We start from the raw sequence: 18,395 nt of genomic DNA, 5'->3' as shown, positions 1-18,395 counted from the left end.
TTAACCTAACGCTTTTTGAATAGCTTCAATAACTCTATCAGCTTGGAACGGTTTTACGATAAAGTCCTTCGCACCAGCTTGAATTGCATCAATAACCATTGCTTGTTGTCCCATTGCTGAACACATAATAATAATGGCACCTGGATCTTTTTGTTTAATTTCTTTTAAGGCTGCAATACCATCCATTTCTGGCATGGTAATATCCATCGTTACAAGATCAGGTTTTAATTCCCCATACTTTTCAACTGCTTGTGCACCGTCACTAGCTTCACCTACTACTTCAAATCCGTTTTTAGTCAAAATATCTTTGATCATCATGCGCATGAATGCTGCATCGTCTACTATTAAAATACGTTTTGCCATGATTAACTCCTCCAAAATGAATTACTATTTAAGATTATTAAGTCGATCCGCCTTACTTAAGATGTCTGTAATGCGAACACCGAAGTTCTCATCAATTACAACAACTTCGCCCTTAGCTATTAGTCTACTATTAACTAGTATATCTACTGGCTCTCCAGCTAATTTATCTAGTTCAATAATCGAACCACTTGCTAACTCTAAAATTTCTTTAACGGAACGCTTCGTACGTCCTAATTCAACAGTAACTTGTAAGGGTATGTCAAGTAGCATATCTAAATTTCTAGCTTCTGATTGTTTTAAACTTGTATTTTCGAAGCTTGTAAATTGTGCTTGTTGAACATTTACAGGTTGTTGAGGTGCACGTTGTTGCATATTGACGACTGGTTGTTCATAAACTGGTTGAGTTGATACTTGTTCAGCTTGAACTGGCTTTTGCATTTGTGGTGCATTAGGCATAACCTGTTGTTGAACTGATGGTTCTTCTTGAACAGCAGTTGCTGTTACGGCTACTTCTTCTTGTTCAGGATTCATTAATTGATGAACCAAAGTCTTACTAAATTCTAATGGCAACAATTGCATAATATTTGAATCGATTAAATTACCAATCTTTAATCGGAATGAAACTTTTACAAGTAATTCATCTGATGGAATATTTTCTGTTCCTTCATTTTGAGAAATATTCATTAGATCGATTGTTGGTGGAGAAATATCCACTTTCTTGTTAAAGATCGTTGACATGGATGTGGCTGCTGAACCCATCATTTGGTTCATAGCTTCTTGAACAGCGCTTAAATGAATTTCTCCTAAATCTTCTGAAGGTGTTTGACCATCTCCACCTAGCATTAAATCAGCGATAATTGCTGCATCAGCTTGTTTGATGACAAGTAAATTGGTGCCCATCAAACCAGTTGTATATTCAACTTGAATCGCTACATATGGATGTGGAAATTCTTCTTCCAATTTATTTCGATTAATCATACTAATTGTTGGTGTTGTAATTTCAACTTTTTGTCCTAGTAGGGAAGATAGTGCAGTTGCAGAACTTCCGAAAGAGATATTTCCAATCTCACCTAATGCATCTTGAGACATTGAATCTAAATAATCACTCACATTAAAACTATTTTCCTGAGAAGACGTTTCATCATCTGTATCGATAGATTCGCCTCTTAACAGGGCTTCAATTTCTTCTTGTGATAACATATCATCACTCATCATCGTCTCCTCCTTTCAAAGACTCTAATACTTGTACAGCCATACTTTTTTTCAACTTACCCGGTTGAACAGTAAATTTAGGGATACCGCCTACATTCAAAATTAACGGTTGACTAATTTTTTGATTGAGTTGTACAACATCACCAACTTGCATCAAAAGGAAATCTTCAATACTAATTTCAGTATTTCCTAGTTCAGCAATAACTTCCAAATCAGACTGTTTCACTCGTCTTTCAATAATTGCTGCTTGCTCTGGTGATACTTCTTTTTTGTTGGATTGCATCCAATAGCGAACAGAGAGATTTGGTACGATTGGTTCTAATACAACATGAGGAATACAAATATTAATCATACCACTTGTTTCACCAATGATTGAATTAAAAGATATAACAACTACTGTTTCATTGGGTGAAATCATTTGTAAAAATTGCGGATTAACTTCAAGTTCCGTTAATATTGGATCTATGTCCGCAATGTTCGCCCAGGCCTCTCTTAAATTATCAAATGAACGCTCAAATAGATTAGTCATAATCTTTGTTTCTATTTCTGTAAGATTATCAACGTTACTATGACTAGCCCCTGTACCTCCCATTAATCTATCTAACATTGAATACGCAATGTTAGGGTTGATTTCCATTAAAATGTTTCCATCTAAAGGTGGAACCTCAAATACATTGATTAAAGTCATATTGGGGATTGACCGTATGAACTCTTCAAATGGTATTTGATCGACTGATGCGACTGTAATTTGCACATATGTTCTTAGCTGGGCAGAGAAAAAAGTCGTTAATAAGCGTGCAAAGTTTTCGTGTATTCGGGTTAAACTTCGAATCTGATCTTTCGAGAAGCGGAGGGCACGTTTGAAGTCATAGACCTTAACTTTTTTTGACTCCTCTTCTTTCTTGATGTCATCTGCTGTCATTTCCCCGGTTGATAACGCCGATAAAAGCGCATCAATTTCGGATTGTGATAACACATCTCCTGCCATTTGCCCACCTCCATTTATGATTTTAAATACATATTATTGAATAATGTACGAAGTGAAGTATACTTGCTGAACTTCACCCTGTTGCATTAGCTCATTAATTTTTGTTTTTAATGTATTCGCAAGCATTTCCTTACCTTTAGTGCCATCAAGATCTTTCTTTGACATCTCTGACAATTGTTCTATTAAGATACTTTTAACTTGGAAATCCCGTTTTTTCAACTCTTCTGCTGAGTCTTTACTTGTTGTTTGGATTTTAAGTGCAATCTTAATATAGTTGTCGCCAGCTATATTCGTTGTTATTTCTTCAATGTCAACTGAAGACTCAACAATGTCATCTATATTCTGAACTTCAGCTGCTGTACCTTTATTTAACTGGGTTACAACAACTACTGCTACAACACCAATGAGTGTAATAGAAACCAAAATGATTAACATAATAGTTAATAACTTGTTATTCTTCATCTTCTTCACCTCTTAAGTACGGGTTTGATAGGAGTTGCACACTGCGATAAAATTCAATTATTTTTTTTTGAACTTCATCTTTCGTTTCTAACACAACATACTTTCGCCCGGTCGTTAACGTGATTGTCGTATCAGGAAACTCCTCGACCGATTCTATGTATAAAGCATTTAATGAGAACGGTTTTTTGTTTAGTTTCGTTAGAGCAATCATAGGATATAAGGGCCGGGTATCAAGAGCCGGCCCAGCCCCCTTCCATATCAATAAATTATTTTATTTAACGTTTTAGATTAACTAATTCTTGAAGAATTTCATCAGAAGTTGTAATAATACGAGAGTTTGCTTGGAACCCGCGTTGTGCAACAATCATTTCTGTAAATTCTTCGGATAAGTCAACATTGGACATTTCTAGGAAGCCGGATTGAACTTTTCCTAATCCTTTCTCTGTATCACCAGGATTGCCTGGTACAGGTTGACCAGAGTTATTGGATGGTTGATAATAGTTGCCACCTACTTTTGTCAAACCGCCGGGATTAGAAAAACGAGCAATTTGAATTTTACCAACTGGAGTTAACTGGGTTCCTTCTAAATAAGAAACTGTACCATCTTGCCCAATCGTTAACTGTGTAGCTGTATCCGGTATTGTAACTTCATTTGCTTCTCCTTCTCCTTCTCCAATTGCAACTTTCATGCCATCAGATGTAACAAGAGTTCCATTACTATCTAAATAGAAATTTCCAGCTCTTGTATAAAAATTCTCTGTCCCATTTGTTACAATAAAATAACCATCTCCGGTAATCGCACAGTCTAGTGTCCGGTTTGTTGTTTGTGTTGAACCAGCATCATGAATGGTGTCAATAGCTGCAAGTTGTGAACCAAGTCCAATCTGTTTTGGGTTTACACCACCAATAGTACCACTAGGGGCTGTTGCACCTTGTGTTGTTTGTGAGATTAAATCTTTGAAGACTACGCGACCTTTTTTGAAGCCAAAAGTGTTAACGTTTGAAATATTATTACCAATTACATCTAATTTTGTTTGGAAATTGCGAAGTCCACTAATTCCAGAATACATAGAACGTAACATAAAATGATTATTCTCCCTTCAATTATAGAGTGTACTACATCAATCATTCAGTAGTACTAGGCACCCTTAAAAGGTCCTGCCTATGCTAATACGATTGTTCCATCAATATTTGTAAATAATTGATCTTGAGCTTCTTGACGATCCATTGCTGTAATAACTGTTGCGTTTTTTGCACTAATTATAAGAGCTGCATTCCCTGTCAATACAAGTGAATCGTTGACGCCTTTGGCTTTTGCTTCAAATACTTTGTTGGTGATTTTTTCCCATTGTCCATCATCGATATGTATATTGCGCTCTTGAAGTCGATTAGTTGCATGTTTACTAACTCTCAATTGTTTTTCCCGTTGCTCTGCTAATAACTCACTAAACGTTGGAGTTGTTATTTGTTTTAAATTCAAAGTCTTTGGGTTATTTTTTGCATGAAACGGAAACTGGTGTTGAATATAGTTAACTGTTGACATCCCGGTCATCCTCCCTATTATTCAGAAATAGAGGATAATTGATTTGCTTTTACTTCCTTACCATTTGACAGTACAAAAAGAATGTTACCATCTGACGACTTTTTAGCAGATTTTACACTAGCAGTCGTTTCTGATGTTTCAGTGTCAGATTTGTAAGACACATTTTTTCCAATTAATAAGCTTGCTTCAACTAGTGAGTTTGAAGAACTACTCGAGTTTACAAAATTCGGATAATTATTTAAATTTTCGTTAGAACCAACTACTTCAGAGATATTTGCTGGATCCAGTGTTTTTCCATCTTCAAGTGTGATTTTCACACTATCTCCAGAAAAAGCTATTTTACTTACAATACCATTACCTGTATTGATAATTGCATTACCTTTTTCATCTTTTTTATCGCTTGCTTCATGCCAAGTGATATTTTTTCCGATAAAGCTATTATATTGCATAAGTTGTGATTGCTTAGCTATTTGGGATAATGAATCTATAGATTTAGCAACATTTTGCATTTGCTCGAGTGAAGAGAATTGTGCCATTTGAGAAATAAATTCTTTATCATCCATTGGACTAGTTGGATCTTGGTTTTGCAATTGAGTTACAAGTAATTGTAAGAACGCATCCTTATCCAAAGAGCTTTTGCCTGTTTTTTTGTCAGTGGTTTTATTTGCTAAATAATAATCCGACGATATTGTATTAGAAGTCGCCGAATTTGTTGCAGTTGTTTCAGCCATTATTTAAACCTCCAAATCCATTAAGATATCGTTGAAACTTGAGTCATCATCATCATTATCTTTTTGTTTTTTTTCTTGTTCTTCTGAATGCTGCTTAAAAGCTTGTTGGAATTGGTGCTGATGTTCTTTATCAGCTCTGTTTGTTTCAGTTAATGCTTGTGCAACATCAATTCGATCTAATTGAATATTTTGGTTAACTAATCCTTGTTTTAACTGTTGAAGTTGACTTTCAAGCATTTGTTTTCCAATATTCGTCGATGCTAAGAAACGTGCGCTCATTACTCCATCTTTTTGGATGAGTTCAACCCGGACAGATCCCAAATTCTCTGGATAAAGTTTAATTAATAACTTCGTACCTGCAGCATTATTTGAAAATTGACTACGATTCATGATTGCTTGAAATTCTTTTACAAAAGCCTCAGCTTGTGAAGCTTTATTTGTCGGTAGACTTATTGTAATACTTGTTGTAGTTGCTTTATTCGTAGGAGTTATTGCAACAGTTGTTGTGTTTTCTTTATTTATTGTTTGAATTGCGCTAATACTTTCTTTTGTATTGGTATCTACTACTTTTGAATCGGTATCTAGTAGATTAACATTTAGTTGTTGAACTTTATCGTATTTTACTAGATTCGTCTCTTCGTTAGATAGAGATTGTTCTACCTTAGTTGATAGCTGTGATAGCATCTCTTTAAGTTGGAAGATTTGATATTCTTGCTTCAACATTAAGTCTGTTTTAGGTGCTGTAAGTTCTATAAGCTTTAAGACTTGTAAAACTTGTGTCGCTTGTTGCTTAGAAATCTTAGCATTTGAATCTCCATTAATAGTAGATAGCAGATTTTGCTTAAAAGTTAGATTATTTTGATCAATATTCGCTAACATACTCCAAATATCTTCAGCAGTTGAATGATTGTCTCCTGTTAGCTGTTGAATCGCTTGTTGCAGGTCATTCTGGTCAATTCCTAAAGCTTGGAGAATATTGTCTAATGATGTTCCTTCCAAATAATCCGCTTCTTTTAAATCTAATCCTAAAGCATCGCCTAGTTGCTCTAATGATGATGCATTTAATATGGAAGATAAATCATCGATAGGAGTCGTTTGTTCTTGCTCAGAATTGTCAACAAGTTTTGAAACGGAACCGAGTAAACCTTCTAAACCATTTGAATAATTAAATCTAAATCTACTTGATGTTTCTTTTGATTCCTTACTGTCTTCAGTATCTTCTACGCTTTTGTCCGTTTGTATTTCTTGTGGTTCAACTTTTTCTACATTTTGTTTTTTTGCAGTCATCTTATCAGAAATATTATTTTGAGAGGCATTTTGTTCTTGTTTAGCAATTGAATTATTAGCCTTTGATAGTATTTTTGAAAAATTTTTATCATGAGAGGCTGCTTTATAGGAAGTAGAATGACTATCCATAGTTTTTGATACTTTTAACGATTCTATATTCACATTTTCACCCCCTTTCAATTTAAAGTATTAATTATTGATTAATTATTTTTAGAAAGTAATTCTGTATAATGTGCCGCTTTGTCTGAAGGCATTTTTTCAAGAATTGCCGCTAATGTTGCTGGTTTTAAACTTGATAAAATTTTCATAGCTTCTGCATCTTTCATATTTGTTATGACTGGTGCGGAAGCTTTTGGTGCCATATTTTCATATGTTTTGACAATATCACTAAATTCTTTTTTTGTATCATCTTTGCCTTTTTCAAGCTTTTTGATTTGTACTTCTAATCGATGCTTTTCAATTTTTGTTTTAGCATTTGCACTCTTGGAATCCTCTACTTCCCCTTGCAATTTAGCTATTTCAGCTTCTTTTTCTTGAAGTTGTGCTTTTAAATCAGCTATTTGCTTTTCGTTATTAGAGTTTACTTTTTTTATATCGTTTGTTTTTTCAGTTGACGTTGAAGCACCAGTAATTTGTTTAGCTTTTTCAAAAACATTCGTACCAGTAACTTCTGCAGCAATCAGGAGAACAGCAGATATGAAAAGCAATGGTATTATTACCCAAAAGAAAATTTTCTGGATTAAACTCGGTTTCTTTTCTTCAACTACTTCTTCAACTTGTAATTTTGGCTTTCTTCCCTTTTTTCTAGGTTTTGTTGTTGCCATGTTCTCACCTAATTTCTTTGTTGTAATATGCTATAGATGAAAGTTCGTCTAATTCAATCATTTCTAATCGATCTTGTTCTTTGCGATATGATTGATAATCTTTTTCTTTCATCTTTTCATATTTACGACATTCTAATGATTTTTCTATTAGCTTCTCTTTATGCCATTCCATTTTTGAACGGGCTTGAATTACTTTTTGCTGTGTTTCATCTATTGATTTTTCGACACTGCTTAAAAAATTTGAATAATGATGGATTTCATTGATTGTTGATCCTTTTGCTAGTTTCTTCTCTTGGAAATCGATTAAATCTTCCTTTTTTTTTAGAAGTTTATACAGTTTAGTAGCTATATCCTCAAATGACTTTGTTGCATCCTTATAGGCCATTTCATTTTGGTCTTTTTCTTGTTGTTTTACTGTCATTACTTTATCAAAACGATATTGATAAGCCTGCATCTATTTAACACCGCCAGTCGATAATTTCACTAATTCTGCAACGCTATCTTCCATGCTAACTTTATCCATATATCCTTGTTTTAAATAAGATGTAATGAGTGGCTCATAATATATGGCTTCATCGATTTCTTTTGATGTCCCCTTCTTATAAGCCCCTATATTAATCAAATCCTCTGATTTCTCATATGTAAAATAGAGTTCTCTTAAATACTCAGCAGCCTTTACATGTTCAGGTGTTGCGATATGATTCATCAATCGGCTCACACTTTTTAAGATATTGATCGCTGGGTACTGTCCCTTATTTGCTAATGTTCTATCTAAAACAATATGTCCATCTAAAATTCCACGTACGGTATCTGCAATCGGTTCGTTCATATCATCACCGTCGACAAGTACAGTATAAAAAGCAGTAATCGAGCCTTTTTCATTTGTACCCGTTCTTTCTAGAAGCTTTGGCAATATACCAAATACCGATGGTGTATACCCTTTTTGAGCTGGTGGTTCACCAGTTGCAAGGCCAATTTCACGTTGAGCCATAGCAACACGGGTGACAGAATCCATCATTAACATAACGTTTAGTCCCCGATTTCGGAAGTACTCAGCAATTGCTGTTGCAGTAAATGCCCCTTTAATGCGCATTAATGCTGGTTGGTCTGATGTAGCAGCTACAACAATGGACCTTTTTAACCCTTCTTCTCCTAAATCTCTCTCGATAAATTCACGAACTTCCCGTCCACGTTCACCAATAAGAGCGATAACATTTAAGTCTGCAACTGTATTTCTTGCAATCATACCTAGTAGCGTTGATTTTCCTACACCAGAACCTGCGAAAATCCCTACACGCTGACCCTTTCCAACTGTTAGCATTCCATCAATTGCTTTTACCCCAACCTCAAGTATTTCATCTATCGGTGGTCTTGTAAGAGGATTAGGCGGATCTTCCTCTGTTTGAACTGTAGTTAATCCTTTTGGTAAACTACTACCATCTATCGGATATCCCATTGAATCAAGTACTTTTCCAATTAGTTCAGTACCTACCTTTACTTCTAACGGTACGCCTGTTCCTTCTACTAAGCACCCTATTGAAATTTCACGAAGAGATGTATAAGGCATTAGCACAACAATCTCATCTTTAAACCCAACTACTTCAGCAAGAATTTCCTGGTGACCATGTTTGACCGTATTGACATGAATTTTGCATACATCTCCTATAGAGCTATCTGGTCCTTGGGATTCAATCATTAAACCAACTACTCTTGTTACTCGTCCAAACTTTTTGAACGTTTGAACTGAAGATATGTGCTCTAATAACTCTGCTGCTTTCATTGTCCTCAATCCACGCTTTCTAAAATTTCTCCAAGTTTTAGTCTTAACTCATTTAGCTGTTGGTCTATGCTAACGATGATTCTTCCATGATTTGTTTCAATATAACAATCTGTATCACCAATTTCTTCATTGACAAAGATCATAAAAGGAACACCTATAGGAAACATTTCACTTAACTCTTCACGATGCTCTGAAACGAGCCTGTAATATAGTGGAGAGACATATAATTTAATCTCTTTCATCTCTCTTGCTTCTTTTAATCCTTTTCGAACTATATCGATAAAACGTTCAGGATTTTCTTGCAAGGCTATTCCTAATATTTTTTCAGCAGAGCGAATAGCAATTTCAAGAATGACTTCTTCTTGTTCTTGCAAATATTGCTCTGCGTTTAGTTTAGATTGAATAATTGTATTATTGGCCAATTTAATATCTTCAGCCATATTAGCTTCTGCCTTCAAACGGCCTTCTTCAAGACCTTGCTGAAACCCTTCATCATACGCTTGCTGTTGCAATTCTAATTTTTCTTGCTGCCATTTTTGTTTTTCTTCATCTAACGCTTGATTTTTTTGAAAGCATTGTTGTACAAATGCCTCTTTTTGGCTTTGTATTTCTTGATGCGCCTCACTCAAAAGTTTATTACGCTCTTCAAAAACATGTTCTAAAGTTATATCTTCCTCTACATTTTCATGTGTACTGAATAATTCTTGTATTTCAATGGTGCGGAAATTTTCTTTATAAGCCTTCGAATCTTCAAAACGGAAAATCTTAGACAATTACGTCATCCCCTCCACCACGAGCAATAATAATTTCACCAGCGTCTTCTAATCGGCGTGTAATTCCTACAATACGTGATTGGGCTTCCTCTACATCTCTCAAACGAACAGGTCCGATTACTTCCATTTCTTCTTTAAATGACTCGGCCATACGTTGTGACATATTCTTGAAAATGATTTCTTTTACTTCTTCGCTTGAAACTTTCATCGCTAAAAGTAAATCCTCGTTTTCGCAATCCCGAATAACACGTTGGATAGAACGGTTGTCGAGTGTAACAATATCTTCGAAAACAAACATGCGCTTTTTGATTTCTTCCGCAAGTTCTGGATCTTGTATTTCGAGTGCATCGAGAATTGTTTTTTCAGTTTGACGATCTACACCATTCAGTACTTCTACGACAGCATCTACGCCACCAGTCTCTGTATAGTCTTGCGTAACCGTTGATGACAATTTTCTCTCTAATACAGATTCAATTTCACTAATTACTTCTGGTGAAGTTGAATCCATAGTAGCTATACGTTTAGCAATATCTGCTTGAACTTCTTGAGGAAGAGATGATAAAATAACTCCCGCCTGCTGCGGTTCAAGATAAGACAAGATTAAAGCAATTGTTTGTGGATGCTCATTTTGTATAAAATTAAATATTTGAGCAGGATCTGTTCTACGTGCAAAATCAAAAGGTCTTACTTGTAAAGATGACGTTAAACGATTAATAATTGCTTGTGCCTGATCATTTCCGAGCGCCTTTTCTAATACCGTTTTAGCATAGCCAATTCCGCCTTGAGAAATATAATCTTGAGCAAGTGCTATATTATGAAATTCTTCTATTATTTCTTCTTTAATCTCTGGTTCAACTTTTTTTACACTAGAAATTTCTAATGTTAGTTTTTCTATTTCCTCTTCATTTAAATGTTTATATACAGCAGCTGATACCTCTGGTCCTAAAGAAATTAATAGGAGTGCTGCTTTTTGTTTTCCTGATAGACCTTTTTCTTTCTTAGCTACCACAGCTTAACCCTCCCATTAATCTTCTGAAATCCATGTTCTTAATAATTTTGCAAATTCATCTGGCTTTTCTTTTGCCATTTTTTCAAGTTGTTTTCTTCTTAAAGTTGTTTCGGTTTCTTTCTCATCAGAAATATCTTCAATATCTAATTCTTCTTCATCTTCATAATCATATTCATCCTCATCGTACTCTTCTCTTCTAGAACGAACGATAAAGAATACTAGTAAACCAATGACAACTAATAAAATTCCACCTATTACATATATCCACCATGGGATAGAACTTTTTTGTGCAGTTGCCATTTGTGCTTTACCATTCATTTTTTCAACTGCAACTGTTACCTTTTGATTCACTTGTGCATTAGTTAACTGGCCTGCCTCGTTTTTGTCAATTGACGTACGTACAATTGAAGCCAGCATATTTTTAATATTATCTTGTGTAGCTTGTGGCAATGAAGTTGGATCACCCGGTTTTGGTGGTTCAACTAAAACTTGAATTCCAATATCACGAACTCGATATGGACTTTCTGTAATTTTACGTTTAATACGATTAACTTCGTAATTTACTGTGTCCTCTGTTTTTTCATAATCACCATTGCCATTCGTTGTAGATTGATAATCTGTGAAATTATCCGTATTTTGATCTGCTTCAGGTGTACCACCTGCCGCATTTCCTGTACCTGTATATGTTTCGTTGATTTTTTGAGCACTTATTTGAATACCAGCCATATTTTCCTTATCTACTGGTTCAACTAAATTTTCTTCTCTTTTTTCTTGTGTAAAATCAATATCAGTTGTTACAGTAACAGCAGCTTTTCCAGCTCCCATTAACTGACCTAACATTGTTTGAACTTGACGTTGGAGATCTCGTTCAATTTGCTTTTTAATCTCTAATTGTTTATTTGAATCAGAAGATGAAATACCATCCCCAGTCGAAGCAGTTTGGGTATTTAAATCGTAGTATTCAAAATATTGATTGGTAATAACGATATTTTCTGGTTTTAAATTCGGCACACTTTTTGATGCCAAATTATACAATGTCTTAATTTGAGACTCTGTAAACTGATATCCTGGTTCGGTATTTAATACAATTGATGCACTTGCTTCCTGCTGAGTATCACTAACAAAAACACCCTTTTCAGGTAATGTAATCATTACTTTTGCATCTTTAACGCCTTTTACATCTTTCATAAGATTTGCAAGTTCGGTTTGCATTGACGCTAATTTTAATACGTTGAACTCATTATCCGTCATACCAAACCCGGCATTTTTTGAAAAGAAGGAGTAATCAATTTGCCCCGATTGCGGAAAGCCTTGCGAAGCTAAGTCTACTTTTAAATTATCGACTTGATCATCCGGTACTGAGATAGCTGTTCCACCATTTGTTACCTGATATTTAACTCCCTTTGAATCTAATTGTTCTTTAATTTGCCCTACTTCAGCAGCTGATAAGTCTGAAAACAAAGGTGCATATGTTACTCTAGTTGTGAAATATGTAATAATTGATGCAATGAGTAATATTGCAATAATAGAACCGATAATGGTTCCTTTTTGCACTTTTGTTCGACTACTCCAAAACCCACTAAAGTTGGCTTTGATATTCTTTAGTCTTTCCTTCATTTTGAGCCTCCGGTCATAGTAAATGATTCATCGTTATAAAAAGCCGATAATCATTTCTATTAAACTGTCATTCGCATGATTTCTTGGTAAGCATCAATGACTTTATTACGAATTGATAGGGCAGTATTTAATGTAATATTCGCTTTTTGCGCCGAAATCATTACATCATGAAGCTCTACATTTTCTCCATTAACTAACTTATTAGTCATAGTATCAGAAGCTACTTGACTATCATTAACGGTTGAAATAGCATCTTTTAACATTGTTCCAAAGCTTTCCTTCTTATCAGATGGAATTGTTTGTGCAACGCTTTGTGTCATTGTTGGTTGCGTTGGTTGTAGAACCGAAATTTGTGAAATAGCCATTTCCCTTCATCCTTCCTTAATTAGAATCACCAGTTACTTACCAATTTCAAGTGCTTTAGAAAGCATTGATTTGTTTGCATTAAATACTGTTACATTTGCCTCATAAGATCTTGTTGCTGAAATTAGATTTACCATTTCTTTTAATGAATCGACATTTGAGGTTTGTACATAACCATCTTTATCTGCATCTGGATTTGTTGGATCGTATACAAGTTTATATGGCGTTGAAGTATCTTCATTTATGCTTGAAACTTTTACACCATTCCCCATTTTGTCATTTCCGCCCATAGCAACATTTAAATAATTCGAAAAACTACCTTCCTTCGGTGTTAATGTAACAGTTTTCCGTGTGTAAGGAACCCATTTCCCATTAACCCTCTTAGCACGTGTAGTATCCGCATTAGCCATATTAGATGATATAACATCCATTCGTAGACGTTGCGCTGTTAAGGCAGAACCAGTGGTGTCCATACTATGAAAAATCGACATCGCTAATTACCTCCTTTAGCAACAGTTAAAAGAGAATTCAGTTTTCCATTTTCTCTTTCAATTAATGCATTGTAATAGATTGTATTTTTCGCTAAACTCGCTTGTTCTTTATCCATATCTACACCATTTCCATTTTCTCTATAAGAGTTATTGGAATAATTATACACGCCTGGGGCTTTAGAATCTGTTTGGAAGTCAATATGCTTATCATTTGTACGATATGCCTTTATGTATGATTCTTTAGCTTCTGTCAACATTTTGCTGAAACTTACATCTTTAGCCTTATAGTTAGGCGTGTCGACATTTGCTATATTTTGTGCGATTGTTTTTTGTTTAACACTCGCATATGATAATCCACTTTCGATATTACTTATTGTTCCGCTAAATAGGCTCAAATCTTTCACCTCAATTCGACTTTTTTTGTCAAATTCTCTTAAATTTCAATACGTTATAATTGTAATAAATATGTTATAAAGTGTCTATCTAAAATAGCTTATTTTTAGTAGGCAAAACAAACTATTTTTGTTCGCAAAATAGTTTGTTTTATTTTTTAACTCCATCCTTAAATACTACTTTTCGATTATAAATGTTTTATACTATTACAATGTTAAATACGTTTAATTGCTTATTTTTAAATAGTTAATGAAATAAACTCTATTCTTTAAAAACAGTCTGTGAAATATTATCTAGTTCTTTTGTCACTCGATATTATAATTTTCATTTTACTAGTACTATCACACTCAAAAAATCATTTTTTTAATAAAAACAAAATATTCAGAATGAACAGAAATATTTTTTTGTTCTTATTTTTTTTATTATCTTACGTTTATTACCTACATCACGACTACAAATTTCGACAAATTTATATTGGATAATTTTTTACAATCATATATGTATCTTCTTTAAAACAAAAAAACTATCTTTTCTTCAAAAGTAGAAAAGATAGTTTCATCATTAATCAATAAATTTTAGCGCATTTTTATTTCTGCTAATGCAGTAAGGAATTTGTTATTTAATACTTTGATATAAGTACCTTTCATCCCTAGAGAACGTGATTCAATAACACCAGCAGATTCTAATTTACGTAACGCATTAACGATTACGGAACGAGTAATTCCCACTCGATCTGCAATTTTAGAAGCCACTAGTAAACCTTCAGAACCATCTAATTCTTCAAAGATATGTTCGATTGCTTCTAGTTCACTGTATGATAATGAGTTGATAGCCATTTGTACAACAGCTTTACTGCGTGCTTCTTGTTCGATTTCTTCAGATTTTTCACGTAAAATTTCCATTCCAACAACTGTAGCACCGTATTCAGCTAAAATTAGATCATCATCTTCAAATTTACTTTCTAAACGTGCTAGGATTAATGTTCCTAAACGTTCTCCACCACCATTGATTGGTACAATAGTAGTTAAACCTGATTTGAAAATTTCTTGAGCTTCAACCGGAAAAGCACTGTGTTGGTCAAAAACATCTAAATTTGAAGCAGTTTCTGAGAAGTCATATAAGTTGCGAGTATATTCTTCTGGGAATTGGCGTTGTTCAAGCATTTTTTTAAAACGTTCGTTTTCGATTTGTTGGTTCACTGCAATACCTAATAACTTACCTTTACGACTTACAATATATACGTTACTATCGATTACTTCACCAAGCTTTTCTGCCATTTCTTTAAAGTTAACTTGTTTTCCTGCTGATGCTTGTAGCATGGAATTAATTTTTCTTGTTTTAGCTAATAAATTCATTTTTATTTAGCCTCCTGTAAAATTTTCTTGAATTTATGCAATATTCAAAAGGTTTTAAATTTTGCGCAATACATTAGATTATAAACTATAAAATAAACTGTGACAAATCTTTATTCTTAACAATTTTGTTAAGTTTTTCATCGACATACCCTTCTGTAATTTCTATATGTGCTGGTGAAATATCTGCCGCTTCAAATGATAGTTCTTCTAATAACCGTTCAAGTATTGTATGCAAACGTCTTGCACCGATATTATCTGTATCCTGGTTAACATTTGTTGCAATCTCTGCAATGCGTTCAATTGCTGCATCCGTAAATACAATCTCAATACCCTCCGTAGCAAGAAGCGCTTGATATTGAATAATCAATGAGTGATCTGGTTCTTTTAAAATACGAATAAAGTCTTCTTTTGTTAATTTTTCTAATTCAACTCGAATTGGGAATCTCCCTTGTAATTCGGGAATCAGATCAGATGGCTTTGACATATGAAATGCTCCTGCTGCAATAAACAAGATAAAATCCGTACGAACAGGTCCATATTTTGTATTAATTGTTGAACCCTCAACTATCGGAAGTATATCTCGTTGCACTCCTTCTCGAGATACATTTGCACTTCCTCCACCACTATTACTTCTAGTAGCGACTTTATCAATTTCGTCAATGAAAATAATTCCTGTTTCTTCTGCACGACGAATTGCTTCTTCAGATACTTCGTCATTATCGATTAATTTGTTAGCTTCTTCAATCGTTAAAATTCGCCTTGCATCTTTTACTTGTAATCGGCGTTTTTTCTTTTTGGGTGGCATAAAACTTGAAAGCATATCCCCCATGTTCGTTCCACCCATATCAAGGCCACCAGGAATCATACCCATCATATTCGGTTGTTGTTCTGTTACTTCAATGGTGATCCATTCGTTTTCTAATTTTCCATCTCGTAATTTCTCAGCAATTTGAGAACGTTTTAAACGAACTTGCGAATCTTCTTCTTGTTTTTCTTCAGAGTCTTCACTTTTTTGTCCAAATAAAGCTTCAAATGGATTTTGTGTAGCTTGCTTTTTTTTCATACTTGGCACTAATAATTTCACAATTTGGTCATTTGCTAATTTTTCAGCTTGTTCTTTAACTTCTTCTTGTTTTTCTTCTTTTACAAGGCGATTGGAGATGTCCACTAAATCTCGAACCATAGATTCAACATCCCGACCAACATAACCTACTTCAGTAAATTTTGTAGCCTCCACTTTAAGAAATGGTGCTTTCGCAAGACGTGCTATACGACGAGCAATTTCAGTTTTACCGACACCAGTTGGCCCTATCATCAATATATTTTTAGGAATTACTTCATTTCGAATTTCTTCAGATAATAATTGTCTACGATAACGATTACGTAAGGCAACGGCTACAGCTCTCTTCGCTTCTGTTTGGCCGACAATATAACGATTTAAATACTCTAACATTTCTCTAGGGGTCTTTTGTTGTATCATACTTCTAGATCCTCCACGATAATATTATGGTTTGTAAATACACAAATATCTGCTGCTATTTCTAACGATGCTTTCGCAATTTCTTTCGCAGTTAATATATTTCCACTATATTGTTTTAAAGCTCTTCCGGCAGATAAAGCATAATTCCCACCAGAACCAATTGCTAAAATGCCATCATCTGGTTCAATCACTTCACCAGATCCAGATACTAATAGTAATGTCTCACTATTCATCACTAGTAAAAGGGCTTCTAACTTTTGAAGCATCTTATCCCCACGCCATTGTTTAGCAACTTCTACAGCAGCTCTTTGCAAATTTCCGTTATATTCCATCAATCTACTTTCGAACATTTCAAATAATGTAAAAGCATCTGCCACAGATCCAGCAAAACCAGCTAGCACTTTACCATTGTATAAACGACGAACTTTTTTTGCTGTATGTTTCATTACTACAGAGTTTCCTAACGTAACTTGCCCATCGCCTGCCATAGCACTTTGACCATTATGCTGTATGGCAAATATTGTTGTTGCATGCAAATCCATAATTTAAAACCTCCTCAAAATATTAAGCTCTTGGGTGAGCATTCATATATGTGTTTCGTAGATGTTCTTTTGTTACATGTGTGTAAACTTGCGTTGACGATAAATTAGAATGTCCTAATAATTCTTGAACAGTTCTCAAATCCGCCCCATTATTTAATAAATGGGTTGCAAACGTATGTCGTAACATATGTGGATATATGTTAGTATGTAACTCCGCTTGTTTCACCATGTCATTTAAAATATATCGAACGCCTCTTGCAGTTAGAGCTCCTCCTCGCATATTTACAAATAGTTTTGTATGCTTTATATCTTTAACAAGTTTAGGACGAGATTCTGCTAGATAGTGTTGCATGGCTTCAGCTGCAAAATGTCCAAATGGAACATACCTCTCTTTTCTACCTTTCCCCATCACTCTTAAGATATTCAATGAAAAGTCAACATCTTTCAGTTCGATTGATGTTAGTTCACTTACTCGGATGCCAGTTGCATAAAGAAGTTCTAATAAAGCCATATTCCTTAGTGCCTTAGGGTCTTCTCCCTCATTTGACTCAAACAGCTTCGTTAGTTCCTCTTCATAAAAAAAGTGGGGTAATCTTAATTCTTTTTTGGGATGATAGAGAGCTTGGAACGCTGTATCGTCCAAATTATATTCTTTATTTAAAAATTTGAAAAAAGAACGGATTGAAGAAATCTTCCTTGATATTGTCGTTCTTGCCTTTTTTTCTTCATACAATTTCGTTACAAAAAGTCTGGCGTGTATGTATTCAACTTGCGTTAAATCTTCCACACCTTCTACTTGAAGGAATGTATAAAAATCAAGTATATCCTTTTGATAATCACGTACCGTTAATGGAGAGAAGTTTTTTTCTAATTGGATATAAGTAACAAACTGTTCAAGTGCCTGTTTAAATTGAATGTTCATAGGAACACCTCATCTACTCACGTTTTCTGTTCTATTTTCTCACTGTAACACAATTAAATAAAGCGAAAACGCTTTCCACAACTTAGACTATGGCAATTTTCAGTAGATTTATGACATTTTTTTGTATGAATATTTTATTAAACATATTTTATGTGTAGTATACCTAATTATGGAAGTATTTATCCTAAAAAAAACCGATTAAACGCAAAAAAAAATAATTGCAAAGAAAAAAGCCCTTAAAAGTATAACAACATTTAAGG

At 34.3% G+C, this 18,395-nt stretch carries 22 protein-coding genes; all 22 read right to left on the bottom strand.

Features of this window, described 5'->3' with window-relative positions:
* The 22 genes from D1606_RS01730 to xerC all read right to left on the bottom strand — a co-directional run bounded on the left by D1606_RS01730 (position 1) and on the right by xerC (position 18,135).
* On the bottom strand, positions 1 to 363 hold the full coding sequence (locus D1606_RS01730; protein WP_119414295.1) for a chemotaxis protein CheY: 363 nt from the start codon (positions 361 to 363) through the stop codon (positions 1 to 3).
* 24 nt (positions 364 to 387) lie between these two features.
* Positions 388 to 1,575 carry a flagellar motor switch phosphatase FliY gene (fliY, locus tag D1606_RS01725; protein ID WP_119414294.1) on the bottom strand — a complete coding sequence of 396 codons (1,188 nt, stop codon included), beginning with the start codon at positions 1,573 to 1,575 and terminating at the stop codon, positions 388 to 390.
* The gene (gene fliM, locus D1606_RS01720; protein WP_119414293.1) at positions 1,568 to 2,563 is read right to left on the bottom strand and encodes a flagellar motor switch protein FliM; all 996 of its coding nucleotides are present in this window, start codon (positions 2,561 to 2,563) and stop codon (positions 1,568 to 1,570) included. Before fliM ends, fliY begins: the two co-directional genes overlap by 8 nt.
* 33 nt (positions 2,564 to 2,596) lie before the next feature.
* A complete protein-coding gene (gene fliL, locus D1606_RS01715; RefSeq protein WP_119414292.1) occupies positions 2,597 to 3,025 on the bottom strand; it encodes a flagellar basal body-associated protein FliL in 429 nt (142 codons plus the stop codon).
* Positions 3,015 to 3,236, bottom strand: coding sequence for a flagellar FlbD family protein (locus tag D1606_RS01710; protein ID WP_119414291.1), 222 nt, complete (start codon positions 3,234 to 3,236; stop codon positions 3,015 to 3,017). The genes fliL and D1606_RS01710 overlap by 11 nt, the downstream gene beginning before the upstream one ends.
* 64 nt (positions 3,237 to 3,300) lie before the next feature.
* Positions 3,301 to 4,107: a flagellar basal body rod protein FlgG gene (flgG, locus tag D1606_RS01705; RefSeq protein ID WP_119414290.1), complete on the bottom strand. Its 807-nt coding sequence runs from the start codon at positions 4,105 to 4,107 to the stop codon at positions 3,301 to 3,303.
* An 80-nt stretch (positions 4,108 to 4,187) separates the two neighbouring features.
* A complete protein-coding gene (locus D1606_RS01700) occupies positions 4,188 to 4,568 on the bottom strand; it encodes a TIGR02530 family flagellar biosynthesis protein (RefSeq protein ID WP_119414289.1) in 381 nt (126 codons plus the stop codon).
* A 17-nt stretch (positions 4,569 to 4,585) separates the two neighbouring features.
* A complete protein-coding gene (gene flgD / locus D1606_RS01695; RefSeq protein WP_119414288.1) occupies positions 4,586 to 5,299 on the bottom strand; it encodes a flagellar hook assembly protein FlgD in 714 nt (237 codons plus the stop codon).
* 3 nt (positions 5,300 to 5,302) lie between these two features.
* Positions 5,303 to 6,748: a flagellar hook-length control protein FliK gene (locus tag D1606_RS01690; protein ID WP_119414287.1), complete on the bottom strand. Its 1,446-nt coding sequence runs from the start codon at positions 6,746 to 6,748 to the stop codon at positions 5,303 to 5,305.
* Positions 6,749 to 6,786: 38 nt separating this feature from the next.
* A complete protein-coding gene (locus tag D1606_RS01685; protein ID WP_119414286.1) occupies positions 6,787 to 7,410 on the bottom strand; it encodes a MotE family protein in 624 nt (207 codons plus the stop codon).
* A gap of 4 nt (positions 7,411 to 7,414) precedes the next feature.
* Positions 7,415 to 7,864 (bottom strand): flagellar export protein FliJ, encoded by a 450-nt coding sequence (fliJ, locus tag D1606_RS01680; protein WP_119414285.1) that lies wholly within the window; start codon positions 7,862 to 7,864, stop codon positions 7,415 to 7,417.
* A complete protein-coding gene (gene fliI, locus D1606_RS01675) occupies positions 7,865 to 9,190 on the bottom strand; it encodes a flagellar protein export ATPase FliI (RefSeq protein ID WP_119414284.1) in 1,326 nt (441 codons plus the stop codon).
* 5 nt (positions 9,191 to 9,195) lie between these two features.
* Positions 9,196 to 9,963, bottom strand: a complete 768-nt coding sequence (gene fliH, locus D1606_RS01670; protein ID WP_119414283.1) for a flagellar assembly protein FliH — start codon at positions 9,961 to 9,963, stop codon at positions 9,196 to 9,198.
* Entirely contained in the window at positions 9,956 to 10,972 is a 1,017-nt protein-coding gene (gene fliG, locus D1606_RS01665) for a flagellar motor switch protein FliG (RefSeq protein ID WP_119414282.1), read from the bottom strand. Before fliG ends, fliH begins: the two co-directional genes overlap by 8 nt.
* A 15-nt stretch (positions 10,973 to 10,987) precedes the next feature.
* The gene (gene fliF, locus D1606_RS01660; protein ID WP_119414281.1) at positions 10,988 to 12,589 is read right to left on the bottom strand and encodes a flagellar basal-body MS-ring/collar protein FliF; all 1,602 of its coding nucleotides are present in this window, start codon (positions 12,587 to 12,589) and stop codon (positions 10,988 to 10,990) included.
* A gap of 59 nt (positions 12,590 to 12,648) precedes the next feature.
* Positions 12,649 to 12,954 carry a flagellar hook-basal body complex protein FliE gene (fliE, locus tag D1606_RS01655; protein WP_119414280.1) on the bottom strand — a complete coding sequence of 102 codons (306 nt, stop codon included), beginning with the start codon at positions 12,952 to 12,954 and terminating at the stop codon, positions 12,649 to 12,651.
* A 33-nt stretch (positions 12,955 to 12,987) separates the two neighbouring features.
* A complete protein-coding gene (flgC, locus tag D1606_RS01650) occupies positions 12,988 to 13,443 on the bottom strand; it encodes a flagellar basal body rod protein FlgC (RefSeq protein ID WP_119414279.1) in 456 nt (151 codons plus the stop codon).
* A 2-nt stretch (positions 13,444 to 13,445) separates the two neighbouring features.
* On the bottom strand, positions 13,446 to 13,838 hold the full coding sequence (gene flgB, locus D1606_RS01645) for a flagellar basal body rod protein FlgB (RefSeq protein ID WP_119414278.1): 393 nt from the start codon (positions 13,836 to 13,838) through the stop codon (positions 13,446 to 13,448).
* A gap of 573 nt (positions 13,839 to 14,411) precedes the next feature.
* On the bottom strand, positions 14,412 to 15,191 hold the full coding sequence (gene codY / locus D1606_RS01640) for a GTP-sensing pleiotropic transcriptional regulator CodY (protein WP_119414277.1): 780 nt from the start codon (positions 15,189 to 15,191) through the stop codon (positions 14,412 to 14,414).
* Between the two features lie 85 nt (positions 15,192 to 15,276).
* A complete protein-coding gene (gene hslU, locus D1606_RS01635; RefSeq protein WP_119414276.1) occupies positions 15,277 to 16,671 on the bottom strand; it encodes an ATP-dependent protease ATPase subunit HslU in 1,395 nt (464 codons plus the stop codon).
* A complete protein-coding gene (hslV, locus tag D1606_RS01630; protein ID WP_119414275.1) occupies positions 16,668 to 17,216 on the bottom strand; it encodes an ATP-dependent protease subunit HslV in 549 nt (182 codons plus the stop codon). Before hslV ends, hslU begins: the two co-directional genes overlap by 4 nt.
* A gap of 19 nt (positions 17,217 to 17,235) precedes the next feature.
* A complete protein-coding gene (gene xerC, locus D1606_RS01625; protein WP_119414274.1) occupies positions 17,236 to 18,135 on the bottom strand; it encodes a tyrosine recombinase XerC in 900 nt (299 codons plus the stop codon).
* Between the last annotated feature and the right edge of the window lie 260 nt (positions 18,136 to 18,395).

It is taken from the genome of Rummeliibacillus sp. POC4 (assembly GCF_003576525.1).
Taxonomy (GTDB): Bacteria; Bacillota; Bacilli; order Bacillales_A; family Planococcaceae; genus Rummeliibacillus.
Note: the sequence above shows the minus strand (reverse complement) of the source record. Positions and strands in the feature narration are given on the sequence as shown.